Genomic DNA, 14,607 nt, shown 5'->3' with positions numbered 1-14,607 from the left:
AAATATCAAACTCTTATACTCATTTTTCTTTCTATTTTATCTTTTTTTGCTTAACTGATTCCTTACTTTTTTGTAATAAAAGAACGGCCCTAGAAGACCGTTCTTTATTTAAAAATATTAGCGGATTTGACCATTTCCGTCAATTAGATATTTACTTGAAGTCAAAGCTTCTAGTCCCATTGGCCCGCGTGCATGGAGTTTTTGAGTAGATATCCCAATTTCAGCACCAAGTCCGAAGACAAAGCCGTCTGTAAATCGTGTCGATGCATTTACATAGACTGCTGCTGCATCAATCTCCTCTTGAAATTTTTGAGCATTAAAGTAATCTTTAGTTACGATACTTTCTGAATGGCGACTCGAATATTGATTAATATGTTCAATTGCTTCATCTAAATTGTCAACCGTTTTAACTGACATAATATAGTCTAAGTACTCTGCACCAAAATCTTCTTCTTGAACGGCAATTGCTAAGCTTTCCGCACAAGCTTGGAGAATTTTCAAGGAACGTTCATCTGCTCTAAACTCAACCTCATGTGCTTTTTTCAAAGCTTCCTGCAATTTAGGTAAAAATTCAGCAGCGATTTGTTCATGTACTACGAGACTTTCAGCAGCATTACAAACACTTGGGCGCTGTGTTTTAGCATTGACGACTATTTTTGTAGCCATGTCTAAATCAGCAGTTTCATCAACATAAATGGTACAGTTTCCAACTCCCGTTTCAATAACAGGAACTGTTGCTTTTTCTTTTACACGGTTAATCAATCGAGCAGAACCTCGAGGAATAAGTACGTCTAAAAATTGATCAGCCTGCATCATCTTTTCTGCTTCTGCATGACTGGTATCCGTGAGAAGCTCTACGATACTTGAGTTAATTCCTTGCTTATGTAAGCTTTCTTTAATAATTTCAACTAAGACTGTATTAGAATGTATGGCGTCTGAACCACCGCGTAAGAGAACACTATTTCCTGTTTTAAAACAAAGTGAAAAGGCGTCAATCGTCACATTTGGGCGACTCTCAAAAATCATCCCAACCGTACCGAGTGGCACACGTTTTTGGACAATCTTTAGCCCATCAAGATTTGTGAAACCTTGTAAAACTTGGCCGATAGGATCAGGTAATTCCGCCACTTGACGTAACCCAAGTGCCATATCCGAAATTCTTTCTGGCGTCAATCGTAAACGATCTACCATAATATCCGAAATGCCATGTTCTTTTGCATTAAGTAAGTCCCTCTCATTCTCAAAAATAATCCGGCTTGTGTTTTGAATGAGAGTATCTGCTAGGAAAAGCAGAAAGTTGTTTTTTGTTGCAGCAGATAGTTTTGCTGCTTCTTTGCTTGCCGCTTTGACTTTTACTCCTAAATCTTCAATCATCTTGCTTCTTCTTTCTCAATTTTTGGGTGAAAATAAGTCCCGATTTCCTGTCCAGCAATAATATCCTTTATTTCACGGATGCGTTCACCATTGGTCAGAACCATCTCCTGCTTGTTCTCAAATAAAATTTCTGCAGCGGCAAGTTTAGAGGTCATCCCGCCTGTACCAAAACGACTCCCGGCTCCGCCCGCCATTTGTCGTAATTCATCCGTTATGTCATGGATTTCTTTAAATATTTTAGCATCATCATAAATATTGGGGTTTTTATTATAAAGTCCATCGATATCAGAAAGCATAATGAGTAAATCAGCATCCACAAGCTTTGAAACAATCGCTCCCAGCTTGTCATTGTCGCCAAATTTTGTTTGGTGATCCATTTCATCGACAGCTATAGCATCATTTTCATTGATAATAGGGATGATTCCCAGAGAGAGCAGCGCATTCAAGGCATTTTCAGCATTATTTGAGCTCAGTGGAAAATCGGTAACATCCCGTGTTAATAAAAGCTGTGACACTTTTTGAGAATAACGACGAAACATTTGCGTGTAAAGACTCATCAACTCTACTTGACCAATACTTGCTAAGGCTTGTTGCTGTGCAATATCTTTTGGACGTTCATTCATCCCAAGAACGTTTAACCCTGCTCCGATAGCTCCTGAAGTTACTAAGATAACTTCATACCCCTTATTATTTATATCGGATAACACAAAAGCCAGTTCATCTATATTTGATAAATTTATCTTCCCATTCGGTAAAATCAACGAGCTTGTACCAATTTTTACTACGATTCGTTGTGCTTTTAGTATATTTTTTCTTGTCATAATGCTTAATTATACCAATATCTGAGCACAAATACACTTATATACCTCAATTATTGCAAAAAATTAGAAAAAACCACACGATCGAGACCCTGTGGTTAAAAGAAATACTTTAATCTTTCCTTTTAAAGATGTAAAAAGCTAAAGCAAGAAAGGCAAGTGTAGCTGATGCTAAGATTATCCCAAACTGTCCTGAGCCTCCTGTATAAGGTAAGACAAAATTTTTAGCTAAAAGGACATTAATCGTTATGTCACTAGTGCCAGAGAAATGCGCAGTCTGTAGCTCCGCAATTGTGGAATAAATCTTGGTATCTCCAGGATACTGATACCCTTCAATAAAGTATCCATTTGGCGCTGTCGCTTTTGGATCTGTAAGTGGCGCGCCTGTTAACACACCTGTTTGGACAATGTCAGCAGGGGCAGCCGGTGGATTAGATATACTTGGATCGTATGTGTAGTGCCAACTTATCTTATTTGCAATAGGTGTATAAGTAATCACGAAATTATTTGCTGCTGCTCCTTCTTTAAAAGTATTGGCTTGAGTCGCAGTTGTTAATGGCGTAGTTGTTTTAATTACTGTAGAGCTCGCAACAGCATTGGAATCCGATGTGTATGTTATTCCATTTGGTGCACGCACAGCCACAGAATAGCCACTAAGAGCCTTATCATTTGGAGGAGCTACAAAGGTCTGGTAATTGTTTCCCGGAGAATTTATGCCCGATGTGTCTCGCGCAATGGTGTCACCGAAGCCACCATTAGAAGTTGCTTGACTTGGAAGATTCCCATAAATCTGTCCGGCATTTCCATTATAACCTGGTGTAATATTGGCCCAACCATAAGTATAGTTTGCAATTTCCGCATTTGCTGTAAGCATAGCCATTACGTTATTATCAAATGCCCCTTGATTATTAATTATGGGAGCTGCACTTAAAGATGAGGTTCCAAAATACATTCCCCCATTTTGCTGAGTTATCGCTGCTGTGAGCGCCAAACTAATCGATACATAATAAGGTATAGGTGTATTAGCTGCTCCCGTTTCCGGATTTGTCTGATCAATCCAAGATGCCCCCTTGTTATTCATCACAGCAGAATAATGATATCCTGTCGGGGCAGCTCCTAATCCACTTATTGCGAGTGGTGCGCCAGTCAAGCCTTTTTGGCTATAAGCATTGGGTGGGAAAGGTGGTACATTTCCAAAATTTGTAAACGCATAGCCATAATTAATATAAAATGTTTGCTCCTCTGCACTCAAAATGACTTGAAAATCATTTGTGGAAGGCATGTAAACATCAGGTGTCGTTGTGTTCGAAGTCGTACCAAATACATTATTAACCGCTGCTAAAGCTGCAGCCAGTGTGCTGTAGATTGTGCCGTTGGGTGCCTTATAACCTGAGATATAATAGCCTTTGGGTGCTGCAGATAATGTTGGCGCTGTTAGAGCTCCTCCAACGGTTCCTTGCTCTGATACACGAGCCGGAAGTTGCCCAAGTAAAGTACCAGCTATCCCGTTTTGTCCAGGAACATTCGCCGCCCATACATAACTAAAATTGGCTTGCGCAGGAGATACTAGGTTAAATTCAAGCTGTGCGGAATTTTGATAGCTGGTAATTTCTGTTGCTGTAGGAATTTTTTGACCAGTAAGCTTGTTTAAGTCTGCTAAATTACTATGAAAGGTTCCAGTTACTCCAAATGCACCACTTGTAGGACTTGCCAGCAGACTAGCAGCTCCGGTACTATTGTAACCGTTAATGGCGTAAGCTGAAGGTGAACTTGCATTTAGCACAAATGGCATTGCACTTGCGTCCGTTCCTAGGATGCTACTTCCAGATGTTTTACTTGTATTAAGCCGAACATGTTTCGCAGAATTTAGCGTAAAACTGTCAGTAGCAGCCAATGTTCCTAAGAAAGCATTTGAAGTATTCCCTGTACTATAGTCAAAACTCGCCCCCTGCCCAATCGTTGTTTTAAAAGCGCCACCAGTAGCATTATAATCAAAGAATCCGGGTGCAGTTATCGTTGTACTAGAATTAACACCATAATTCATTGTAATCGATGACATGCCGGTATTGCTATAAAAATTATTACTACTTGGGCCAGCCATGTTGAGCTTTAGAGTGCCATTATTATTTATCGTAAAAGTGGGTGTATTATCAAGATAAATAAAACCACGTCCAGTTGAACTTCCCGTAAAATCTAAAGTCGCTCCTGCCGCAACATTTATTGAATCCGCGGATTGAGCCCACAATGGGGCATTTCCACCGGAGCTGTGTTTAATTGTTGTAGTTCCATCAAGGACATTAATCCCTGTACCTTCCATGAATTCCTGCCCCGAATTATAGTTAAAGTAATTGGTTCCAGAGAAATTAACAGAACTTCCAATATTATAAAAAGGTTGTCCACCAGCTCCCCAAGTTGTTATAGTCCCTAAATCTTGGACAACATTTTTGTAAGTTATACTTACTCCCGAGATATTTGTTGCACTAAAGAGACCATAATAGTAGTTGTATACTCCTGTTACCGTACCTACTCCTAAGGGACTTGGTACAGTAGTGCTATTAGTCGTCCCTGTTGATACGATACGTTCATTTTGAAAAGTTATGGTGTTCCCTACAGAAGGTGTAATAACGGCAGCTCCTGTATTGTATAGAGCATGGCCGCCCATATCAAAAACTAAAGTTAAGTTTAAAGGCAATACTGCAGTAACGCCTAAGGTCAAATCGTTTGCTGCTTTTATATAAAGTGTAGAACCGGGAAGTGCTGTGGTAGCTAACGTATTGATATCATTACCTGCTGTGATAAGATTCCAAGTTATACCAGTACCATCCGTTTGTTGAGAAATGGAAGCCTCAGCAGAAAGAGTCCCCAAAGAAGGCATCCAATTCACAACAGGTGACAATGGACTAAGTATAAAGAAGGTGAGAGCATATAAAACCAGTTTAAAATATTTGTGTAATGCTTTGCTTTTCCTTCTATTATCCTTTCTTCTTATTTCCTTATAATATTTGTAGCCCAAACTTAAGTCACCACAATCACTTTTGCTCATTTTCTTCAAATAAATTCACCTCCTTCCCCTAAATTCACTTCGTTTGTGTACTTTTTTCTTTACGATTAAGAACAAAAGCAACAATAATCAAAAGAAATGCCCCACCAAGTGCGATAAACCATGAGATTTTTTCACCCGTATGTGGTAAATCATGTCTGTACTGAATTTGTTTTGGCTTGGGAAAATTTTGTGTAGGTTGCTTTTCAGTCTTAATAAGACTAGATTTGGGATATATATAAATCTCTTCTAGGCTATCTGCTGTTGGGAAATCAAGCAAAACAGGTGCTTGCGGATTAATAAGCCCTGCAGCACTATTGGATTGCTCAGTTAGGATGTATTTGCCGTCACCTAAACGTGTATTTGCGATACCTTCGTTATTTGTCACGAGTTTTATCGGATTGCCCACTTTTGTGTAGCTTGAGGGGTCCATTACTGCTAAATCATCCTTCTCCGTAATTTGCTGTACTGTATAGCTTATATCAGCTATGGGTTGAAGTTCCTTACCTTCATTATCAATAATGATATTGTTAATTTTTAAGCCGGTATTAAAGCTTTGATCAGTAGAAAATCCATGAGACGCCGCTGTGAGTCCATATTTTACAATGATTATATTTTGAGAATGTCTTTCCGCTGCTTGAATTGGCGCATTATTCCATCTCAATAAAATAATTGAAAAAAAGAATATAAGAGCCAATAGTCGTCTTTTTTTCATGTGGATCCTCTCTAGAATTTATTCTTTTACCATCACCTTAATTAAAATACAGTTTTCAGGAAGCTGTTTTGTATTTAACCGCTCTTGTAACAGGTGCTCCGCTGTCTTTTTAAACTCAAGATATGTTGTGTTTTCTAAGTGTTCATCTGTTTTATTAAATTCATCTGCATTTATAATTTGAGTAATTTTTATCTTTTGTTTTTCAGCTTTCTTACTCTTATTAACACTCTCCCACTGTTGGTCATCTACTTTTGCAAAATATTGACGTTTATCAGACTCAAGAGCCTCTGCCGCAATGAGTGTAATTTTATCTTTTAAGCGGTACTTTCTACTTCCCGGAGGAAGTGGCGCAATAATAATTTCTTGTTTGCCTTTTTGAATCGCATCGAACTGTGCTCTATCGATTCGCATATTATAGTTTTTAGCACTCAAGACATTGCGTAAAACAAGCCCCAATGCACACAGCGCTAACAGACTTGCAAGAAGCATCACCCAGAAATTGTAGCCATATTTATTACGTTGAATGTGCTCTTGTGGATTCAATGTATTTGTAGTAACTCTTCTTCCTGTAACAAGTAGGCGTTTATTGTTAATACCTGTTGGCCAGCATGTAACCAGTGTGACCAAATCCTTTCCCGGAATGACATTAATAGCATCCGTATCTTCAGGATTTACAATTTTTCGCTCAAAAATCTCGTATTTTAATGTTTGATCTAAGACATGAATGTAGAAAACATCCTTCATTTTCAAGTCTTCCAAATCAGAAAATAAGGTATTATTAATATGCCCAGAATGTGCTGATAATACAGCATGTGTATTTTCCCCACCAATGGGTAAACTTGTCTGTGGGATATGACCTACACCTGCTGCTAATGTTTCTTCACTATCGCCACTATAAACAGGGATGTTCGTAACCTTAATTTGTGGAATGGAGAGATAAGCAATAACTTTATCATTGTTAGTCACCAACTGCTGCTTATAATCTGGTACTGCTTTATTCCAGCTTTGGTATTGACTTTTGGCGTAAATATACTGATTATAAATAGTTGCTTCATCTTTGAGATGTTTTGCTTGGGCTGGATCTATTGTTTCAACGCTATTGGTATATTTTTGGATTGTCGTTTTATTTTGTTGCGCGACCATATAGTTCACAAAGATAGGATAAAATAAAAGACCCAAAGCAAGAATCAACAGAACAGTGGAAATAATATTGCGCAGTGAAAATCGGCGTTCGCTTTTTCTATCTGGACTTTTATCACGCATGTGCTCCTCCTGCATGGTATCCATATTTTACTATTTTGAATCTACCTCTACTTCTTGTTTCTTTTTACGAATAACCATTGCTGCAAAACCCGCTGCTCCTGCTACTAATACCACGGCGACAATTCCTGCTCCACCTGTAAATGGAAGTGGGAATGGTTTATTATTCACAATATCATTATTATGCGCAGCAGGTGTTGTTGAAGCATTGACCTTTGTTACATTGGCAGCTGTCGTTGCTGTTGGTAATTGGAAACCATCAGGAGCAATCACTTCGACCGCAAAATAGTTGCTTGTGTTTTCTGTGTCTGTGTTGGTGTCAACAAGGTTAAGACCAGAAAAAGTAGCGACTCCTGAAGCTCCTGTTGTTTTGACAGCAATTGTTCCGTCAGCTTGTGTCACGAAAGATGCTTTGTCTGTTGATGAGTAGGCTGTCGGTAAACTGGAAAGATCTGAAGAAGAGCCATTAAAGCTTTAGGCATGTTTTTTAACCAAGGCCTCAGCCGCGGCTGCATCTTTTGCTCTTACCAGCACAAATGTAGCTGGAGATGAAGTAATTGCTGAAGTCCCATCCGTTTTCGTCAGTTGGACACCACCAATATTTACAGTAGAATTTTTAGGTGTTGAACTGAGATCGACACCGTAAGCATTGATGATTGTTGTTTTGGCATTATCTTTATATGACCCCGCTGTAACACTACCTGATACTGTCGTAGGAATGTAGAGGTTCATATTTATTCTACCTGTTGCTGCATCTAGTAGACCAGCTACTTTTTTCATGCCATCATTTGTTAAAGAAACTGAAACCACTTGATTCGTAATGGTCATTGTATAATCTACTTCAGGTGTTAAAGCTGTTGTACCCGCCTTAAGCGTTGGAATACCGATTGTGAATCCTGCTGGAATCGTATCTTCAATCGTAAATTTTGCTTTAACATTATCTGCGATATCAGGCGAAGTCACTGTATCAGAAGTATTGACCCATTGTGATTTATCAAAGCTTGTATTGACGTTCCAACCGACCTTGTTTCCAGCTGCTGCTGTCGTTGTATTCGCAGCGTCACTCTAATTTGTATCAATTAAAGTTGTCGTATCTGCATTGGGTGATACAAGTTCATTAGGCGTTTTTCCGTTGTAGTTATCATCAGCGTTTGTAGCAGCAATATCAAATAAGTTTTTATATTTCGTCATATCCTGCTTCGGATAGACATTCAGTGGACCTTTATTGGTTGTATCGGAAGTATTAACCGTCACAATAAAATCCTTAACGGTCTGGACACCACCAACTAAAGTCATTTGATGAAAAAGCCAATAACCATCAGTAAGTCCCGTAAAGTCCGTCATACCATTTGTATCGGTTTTCTGAATTTTTCTTGTTGAAACATCGGCTGTAAAGGCTGAAGATACAACATCACCTGTACTGTTAACCATTGCAGAAGCAGCACCAGTCGGTGTAATTTTAGTTGCAGAAAACTGAACGTTCGACATTGTTAAGTTATTTGTCGCCGTAGATGTTGAAGATTCACCTGCAGCTTGTTGTGTACCGTCATTATTCCCGATAGCATTTCCCGTAGCGGCAGCACTTGAAGGTCCAGCCTGTTGTGCATAAATAACAACCTCACCATTAGAGACCTGATTTTTAATGGTGGTCGTTACGGCCTCCACAGCTGATTGAGAAACAATCATGTTTGAAACTGCAGCAAGTAACACCACAGAAGCTAAGGTGAACTTTCTTTTCCTTGTATTAATTTTCATATCCTTCTCCAATCTTTCGGTGTGATAGCGCTTTATATTTTAATTGTACAGAATTGTCAGAACAAAAGTGAATTAATTGCTTAAACATTTATTAATATTAAAGAAAATAAAAAAATAATGCAGTAGGCATTATTTTTGTTCTATAACTTTATCTTCTCTAGCGCTTTTGGTGGAACACTTCTTTCTTCTACAATATTCCAACGTACAATCTTATCGTAATTTATGTGAGCCATGATGTATACACCTTCACGTAATGAATCTGCACGTAAACGTAGATCTTTGATTTCCCCTTTACTATTAGAGGATTTGAAGAAATAGACGTATTCACTTTCTGAATCAGAAGTGCTTCTGGTCACAGAACTCGTCTTGTTTTCCAAAGTAACTTTCGCGTAATAGTCAGTCGTGTTTAAAATATGTTTTAAAGCAAAATATCCTCCACAAAAAATAATTGATACAACAGTTAACCCAATAAATCTTTTCATATTTTCTCCAATTGGATGTATACTATAAAAGTAGACAGAACTTTATGTGTTATAATCTGTTTTAAAAGACATGAAAACGAAAGGACATCCTATGTCAAAATCTAAACGCTACGATGAAGAATTCAAACAATCCCTTGTCAATCTTTATCAAACTGGAAAAACTCAGTCTGAACTCTGTAAAGACTATGGTGTATCTCAAACAGCACTTTCTAAATGGATCAAACAGTATTCTCAAGTTAAACTCGAAGATAATTCTGTACTTACTGCCAAACAAATACAAGACCTACAAAAACGTAATGCACAGCTTGAAGAGGAGAACCTCATCTTAAAAAAAGCAAGTGCCATATTCATGCAAAACTTAAAGTAAGACTCCTCGCTGTCTATCGGTTACGCTTTGAACACGCCACAACAACCTTGTGTCGTGTTTTACATGTCAATCGTTCTACTTACTATAAATTTTTAAAACATAAGCCCTCAAAAAGAGAACTGGATAATCAAATTTATAGAAAACAAATACTTCAAATTTATACCAAAGCAAACAAAAGACTTGGTGTGAAGTCTATCAAGGTCATTCTTCAAAGAGACTATGATACAAAAATCTCTGAAGGAAGAATTTACCGTCTCATGAAGAATATGGCGCTCCCTAAAATGGCAACCGTTAAGCCAAAACGCTCACTTAAAGAAGTTCAAAAAACGTACCCTCAGAACTTACTCAAGCAAGAATTTAATCCTGACCAACCAAATCAAGTATGGACAACAGACTTCACCTATATTTCTATCGGATATAAGAAACATGTCTATCTCTGCGCTATACTTGATCTCTACTCTAGAAAATGTATTGCTTGGAAACTCAGTCATCGTATCGATGCAAAGTTAGCATGTGACACTCTAGAATTAGCACTTAATAAAAGAAAGATTGAAGGAACACTTCTCTTCCATTCTGACCAAGGTTCACAATTTAAGGCCATTGAATTTAGAAAAATAATTGATGACAATAATATCATGCATTCTTTTTCTAAGCCTGGATATCCTTATGATAATGCCGTTACTGAAGCATTTTTCAAGTATTTGAAGCATAGACAAATCAACCGAAAAAATTATCAAAATATGAAACAGGTTCAATTAGATTGCTTTGAATATATTGAGAATTTTTATAACAATTACAACCCACATTCGGCTAATCTTGGACTCACTCCTAATCAGAAAGAAGAAAATTACTTTAATTCAATCAATTAACACTTTTTTCTGTCTACAAATTTGACATTAGTCCAAATAGTCTTATTTATTTATAGTATACTAAAACATAAATACATTTTTAAGAGCAATTTGAACATTCATGTTTTTGTGTTTATTATAAGTAATAAAAGGAGACTTTTTAATGATAAATACTATTTTTTGTCTAAAATAGTGCGTGTATTTTTCTTACGATATTTTGTGGATTTGTTGCTCTTGTTAAAAGTGAAATAACTGCTACTCCATCCAAAGGCATTTGGCTCAGTTTATTTAGCGAATCAAGAGTAATGCCACCAATTCCAACGATTGATTTTTGATTTACAAGAAGCAACTCTCTCAGTTGTTTTTCTCCAAATGGCTCGGCAGCATCTGATTTACTGCTTGTAGGATAAATGGGGCCAATGCCAAGATAATCTGCGTCACTTTTTTGTGCTGCTAAGAGTTCTTGTTTATTTCTAACCGATAGCCCAATATATTTTTTCGGGCCTAGCTTTTCTCTGGCTTCTGCAATTGCTCTATCTTGTTGTCCAAGATGAACCCCATCTGCTTGGATCATGCAAGCCAGTTCTAAATCATCATTGACAATAAAAGGGATATGTAAGTCCTTTGCTGCTTCTTGGAGCTTCAATACAGTGGTCATTCTTTGATTTTGATTCCTATAAATTGTTCCTTTATCGCGAAATTGATAGGAAGATACTCCTGACTGTAGAATCACAATAATTTTTTTGACTGCTTTTTCTATGGATAATTCAGCAAAATTTTGTGGACCTGCAATAAAATAACACTTTAAATATTCTTTATTCATCACATCTTACCCAATGATTAAGAGGACCGTGTCCGTGACCAACATTAATACTTTCTTTTATTGCGTTTGTGATAAAGGATTTTGCATGAGGTAAAATATCAAGCAGTTCTTCTCCCCGTGCAAGATGAGCTGTAATATATGAGGAAAGTGTATCCCCTGTACCATGTGTTCGATTTGTATGAATTCTTGAAGCAGAATAACACATAATTTCACCAGATTCTGTCAATAATAAATCTGTCACAGTTTCTCGCGCTGAATGCCCTCCTTTAATCAGAACATTTTTCGCCCCCAAACTTTGCAGATCATAAAGCGCTTGTCGTATCTCTTCCTCATTAGAAATCGGGTAATCCAGAAGTACTTCTGCTTCTTGCAGATTCGGCGTAATGAGTTCTGCTAAGGGAAAAAGGTCTTTTTTTATGCACCTGATAGCTTCATCTGAAAGAAGAACGGTACCTCCTTTCGCAACCATCACCGGATCAACTACCAAATGTTGGGGTTGATAGCGTTTAATTCCTGTGATAACAGCTTTAACTTGAGCTACATCGAAAAGTGCCCCTGTTTTTGCAGCAGAAATATCTAAGTCAGAAAACACTGAGTCAAATTGCGATAATATAAAATGAGGCGCTACACTTGAAATCTCTTGCACCCCAAGTGTATTTTGAGCAGTCAGACCTACAACAATCGTAGCCGAATAAACTTTTTGACTGTGAAAAGTTTTAAGATCCGCATTAATTCCTGCTCCTCCACTTGAATCAATACCTGCAATTGTGACAACTTGTGGTACCTCAATCATTTTCTTAGCCCCGCTTTCTTTGAACTGCAATAGATATTATTTAATAAGGCAGTGATAAAATCTCCAGGAAGCCCTTTGACTTGTCGTTCTGCCTGGATTCCAGATTCACTAAAAAATTTAGTAGCTTCATATGAAGCTTCAAGTAGGTGAGAATTTGTGGCTGAAAAAGTAGCGATCGCCGCAGTTAACATATCACCACATCCAACATTTATTTCAAAAAGTTTGCTGCTTGTCTTCACATAATGCAGATGATTTCCATCTGTGATGACATCTGTTTGTCCCGTCTGAACAATAACAGCATTTGTTTTTTTTGCTGCACTTTTTGCATTATTACTGCTGATAGTCGTAGCAAGTGAGTCGATACCTTTACTCTTTTCTTCCTCTTCAGCAAACCAAGCAATTTCCGAAGCATTCCCTCGGATAATATCGAAGTGAATTTCAGATAAGAGTTGTTTCATGATTTTGGCCCTATAAGGAACGTGTACGGCTACTGGATCTAAAACAACCGGGATTCCTTTTTCGTTTGCTAAACGTCCCGCTACAATGAAAAGTGGTACATCTTCTTGGCTCAAAGTACCTGTATTTAAAACAAGTACACTTGCAAGTGTAAGGAGATCTTTAATTTCATCCTTTTCGGACGACATTAAAGGTGAAGCACCTAGAAAACTTACAAGATCAGCAACTCTTTGGATGGTAACACTATTCGTAAGACTTAAGATTAAAGGCTTTTGATGACGAATTTCTGTTAAAGTTGACATAAAAAAACTCCTTTGTAAACACAAGGAGGGGAAAGCAAAAAACATACCACATCAAGTTAGATAAACTAAAAGTAGTAATGACACATCCCTTCGCAGGTCTTAACCCGAGCAGGTTTGATGGTTTTTCTCAACTGATAAAATGATCATTTTATCGGTACCCATTGTGTTATGATATTTATTTTTTCTATAGGATTATATTTCATATAGAAATTAATTTTAGTATAACATACTGTGTCATAAAGATAAAGCAAGCGCTCAAATTTTTATTGGTTCTATCATAAAAAGCACTGATGAGTAAAGATCAGTGCTTTGTCTTCTAGTAGTAACGTTTATTTTTTTGTTTTAGTGCTTTACGAACATTTTTCATGCCGCCAACTTCTTTAAACATTGTGTCGAGTTTTTTTCTTTCAATTTCTCTGTTATTTAGACCTGCATAAGCTATTTCTTTTAGTAGCTTTTGGTAGTTTGAAAAACGTTCAAATGAAAGTTCACCTTGTGCAAGAGCGCCTTGAATAGCACATGCGGGTTCATTGCCATGCTTACAATCAGAAAACTTGCATTGCGATTCTAAAGCTTCAATATCTGAGAAGCTTTCACTAAAATTTGCCCGATCTAAGCCAACTTCACGTATCCCCGGCGTATCAATAATCATAGCTCCTGAAGGTAATTTAAATAGCCTACGTTGTGTTGTGGTGTGCTTTCCTTTTCCATCACTGCGTAGATTATTTGTTTTTAACGCTTTTTGTCCCAATAATGCGTTAACCAATGTTGATTTACCCACACCAGATGAACCAATCAAAACATAGGTTTCTCCGGCCGTGATGTAGGATTGTAAAGGAAAATATCCATTTTCAGTTTGTGAGGATGTCAGAATAATATCAACACCTAAACTAATCACTTGGAGAGCTGCTTGTTTTTGTTCCATATTCTGTGCTACATCTGTTTTAGTTAATACAAATACAGGAAGAGCACCTGATTCCCATACTAGGGTAAGATAACGCTCTGCTCGTCGTAGATTAAAGTCTTCATTAAGCGACATACAAATCAAGACTTTATCTATATTAGTCGCCATAAGTTGGCGTTCATGCGTCTCTCCAGCTGCTTTACGAATAAGAGCTGAGTGGCGTGGCAAACAGCGCTGAATTTGTGCCCGTCCAGTAGAATCTGTTTCTCGATCTAAGAGAACGAAATCGCCGACTACTGGAAAGTCAAGTGATTCTAATGCTTCAAAACGATATTTCCCCGATACTTCTGCTTTGACTTCACCTGATTGAGTTGCGACGATGTATTGATTGCGATTCTGCTCAATCACTCGTCCGGGATAAAAATCTGGATAATTCATAGCTTCTTTTTTAAATTTTTCTGTGAAGCCTAATGTATTTAATCTATAGTTTGTGTTCAAGTTTTGTTCCTCCAAAAAGTTTTAGTAACTTATTGGGAGACAACATGGTTCAGACGTGAGCAAGTGCCTCCCCATGTCTTACAATTTCCTTATTTACGTGCATAATTGCTCCTTACTTTTACTTCAAGTATAGCATATCTTAATATAAAAAAATACAGCCTTTAAAGCTGTA

The 14,607-nt window shown here is 37.6% G+C and carries 14 protein-coding genes and 1 riboswitch; of the genes, 1 reads left to right on the top strand and 13 read right to left on the bottom strand.

What is annotated here, in order from left to right; all coding sequences use genetic code 11:
* Positions 1–117: 117 nt before the first annotated feature.
* The 9 genes from J0J33_RS07405 to J0J33_RS07375 form a co-directional block, all read right to left on the bottom strand.
* Entirely contained in the window at positions 118–1,374 is a 1,257-nt protein-coding gene (locus tag J0J33_RS07405; protein WP_206889125.1) for a glutamate-5-semialdehyde dehydrogenase, read from the bottom strand.
* Positions 1,371–2,195, bottom strand: a complete 825-nt coding sequence (proB, locus tag J0J33_RS07400) for a glutamate 5-kinase (RefSeq protein WP_019335545.1) — start codon at positions 2,193–2,195, stop codon at positions 1,371–1,373. The genes J0J33_RS07405 and proB overlap by 4 nt, the downstream gene beginning before the upstream one ends.
* Positions 2,196–2,304: 109 nt before the next feature.
* Positions 2,305–5,235, bottom strand: a complete 2,931-nt coding sequence (locus tag J0J33_RS07395) for an LPXTG cell wall anchor domain-containing protein (protein WP_206921823.1) — start codon at positions 5,233–5,235, stop codon at positions 2,305–2,307.
* Between the two features lie 34 nt (positions 5,236–5,269).
* A complete protein-coding gene (locus J0J33_RS07390; protein ID WP_206889121.1) occupies positions 5,270–5,947 on the bottom strand; it encodes an LPXTG cell wall anchor domain-containing protein in 678 nt (225 codons plus the stop codon).
* Positions 5,948–5,965: 18 nt separating this feature from the next.
* Positions 5,966–7,210 (bottom strand): class C sortase, encoded by a 1,245-nt coding sequence (locus J0J33_RS07385; RefSeq protein ID WP_206889117.1) that lies wholly within the window; start codon positions 7,208–7,210, stop codon positions 5,966–5,968.
* Positions 7,211–7,240: 30 nt separating this feature from the next.
* Positions 7,241–7,609 carry a hypothetical protein gene (locus J0J33_RS10805; RefSeq protein ID WP_240265520.1) on the bottom strand — a complete coding sequence of 123 codons (369 nt, stop codon included), beginning with the start codon at positions 7,607–7,609 and terminating at the stop codon, positions 7,241–7,243.
* A 72-nt stretch (positions 7,610–7,681) separates the two neighbouring features.
* Positions 7,682–8,170, bottom strand: a complete 489-nt coding sequence (locus tag J0J33_RS10800) for a hypothetical protein (RefSeq protein ID WP_242526915.1) — start codon at positions 8,168–8,170, stop codon at positions 7,682–7,684.
* 102 nt (positions 8,171–8,272) lie between these two features.
* Positions 8,273–8,962, bottom strand: coding sequence for a hypothetical protein (locus J0J33_RS10795; protein ID WP_242526914.1), 690 nt, complete (start codon positions 8,960–8,962; stop codon positions 8,273–8,275).
* A 140-nt stretch (positions 8,963–9,102) separates the two neighbouring features.
* Positions 9,103–9,444, bottom strand: coding sequence for a YxeA family protein (locus tag J0J33_RS07375; protein ID WP_206889114.1), 342 nt, complete (start codon positions 9,442–9,444; stop codon positions 9,103–9,105).
* A 91-nt stretch (positions 9,445–9,535) separates the two neighbouring features.
* On the opposite strand from J0J33_RS07375, the gene J0J33_RS07370 reads away from it, so the two are divergent.
* Positions 9,536–10,680 (top strand): IS3 family transposase gene (locus J0J33_RS07370; protein WP_206889150.1). Its coding sequence is split into 2 segments (ribosomal slippage): positions 9,536–9,767 and positions 9,767–10,680, totalling 1,146 coding nucleotides; the frame shifts between segments, so codons are not numbered across the junction.
* Positions 10,681–10,843: 163 nt separating this feature from the next.
* On the opposite strand, the gene thiE is transcribed toward J0J33_RS07370, so the two are convergent.
* From thiE to rsgA, 4 genes are all read right to left on the bottom strand, one after another.
* Positions 10,844–11,482, bottom strand: coding sequence for a thiamine phosphate synthase (thiE, locus tag J0J33_RS07365; protein ID WP_206889112.1), 639 nt, complete (start codon positions 11,480–11,482; stop codon positions 10,844–10,846).
* The gene (thiD, locus tag J0J33_RS07360) at positions 11,475–12,275 is read right to left on the bottom strand and encodes a bifunctional hydroxymethylpyrimidine kinase/phosphomethylpyrimidine kinase (protein ID WP_019293917.1); all 801 of its coding nucleotides are present in this window, start codon (positions 12,273–12,275) and stop codon (positions 11,475–11,477) included. The genes thiE and thiD overlap by 8 nt, the downstream gene beginning before the upstream one ends.
* Positions 12,272–13,033 carry a hydroxyethylthiazole kinase gene (gene thiM / locus J0J33_RS07355; RefSeq protein WP_019293916.1) on the bottom strand — a complete coding sequence of 254 codons (762 nt, stop codon included), beginning with the start codon at positions 13,031–13,033 and terminating at the stop codon, positions 12,272–12,274. The genes thiD and thiM overlap by 4 nt, the downstream gene beginning before the upstream one ends.
* A 68-nt stretch (positions 13,034–13,101) precedes the next feature.
* A riboswitch (TPP riboswitch) is annotated at positions 13,102–13,205 on the bottom strand.
* A gap of 144 nt (positions 13,206–13,349) precedes the next feature.
* On the bottom strand, positions 13,350–14,435 hold the full coding sequence (gene rsgA, locus J0J33_RS07350) for a ribosome small subunit-dependent GTPase A (RefSeq protein ID WP_206921648.1): 1,086 nt from the start codon (positions 14,433–14,435) through the stop codon (positions 13,350–13,352).
* Between the last annotated feature and the right edge of the window lie 172 nt (positions 14,436–14,607).

This window comes from Lactococcus sp. LG1267 (genome assembly GCF_017309545.1).
GTDB lineage: Bacteria > Bacillota > Bacilli > Lactobacillales > Streptococcaceae > Lactococcus > Lactococcus petauri.
Note: the sequence above shows the minus strand (reverse complement) of the source record. Positions and strands in the feature narration are given on the sequence as shown.

Coding starts and splice junctions, on each gene's coding strand:
- J0J33_RS07405 (WP_206889125.1), bottom strand. CDS start 1,374: ATGATTGAAGATTTAGGAGTAAAAGTCAAAGCGGCAAGCAAAGAAGCA.
- proB (WP_019335545.1), bottom strand. CDS start 2,195: ATGACAAGAAAAAATATACTAAAAGCACAACGAATCGTAGTAAAAATT.
- J0J33_RS07395 (WP_206921823.1), bottom strand. CDS start 5,235: ATGAGCAAAAGTGATTGTGGTGACTTAAGTTTGGGCTACAAATATTAT.
- J0J33_RS07390 (WP_206889121.1), bottom strand. CDS start 5,947: ATGAAAAAAAGACGACTATTGGCTCTTATATTCTTTTTTTCAATTATT.
- J0J33_RS07385 (WP_206889117.1), bottom strand. CDS start 7,210: ATGCGTGATAAAAGTCCAGATAGAAAAAGCGAACGCCGATTTTCACTG.
- J0J33_RS10795 (WP_242526914.1), bottom strand. CDS start 8,962: ATGAAAATTAATACAAGGAAAAGAAAGTTCACCTTAGCTTCTGTGGTG.
- J0J33_RS07375 (WP_206889114.1), bottom strand. CDS start 9,444: ATGAAAAGATTTATTGGGTTAACTGTTGTATCAATTATTTTTTGTGGA.
- thiE (WP_206889112.1), bottom strand. CDS start 11,482: ATGAATAAAGAATATTTAAAGTGTTATTTTATTGCAGGTCCACAAAAT.
- thiD (WP_019293917.1), bottom strand. CDS start 12,275: ATGATTGAGGTACCACAAGTTGTCACAATTGCAGGTATTGATTCAAGT.
- thiM (WP_019293916.1), bottom strand. CDS start 13,033: ATGTCAACTTTAACAGAAATTCGTCATCAAAAGCCTTTAATCTTAAGT.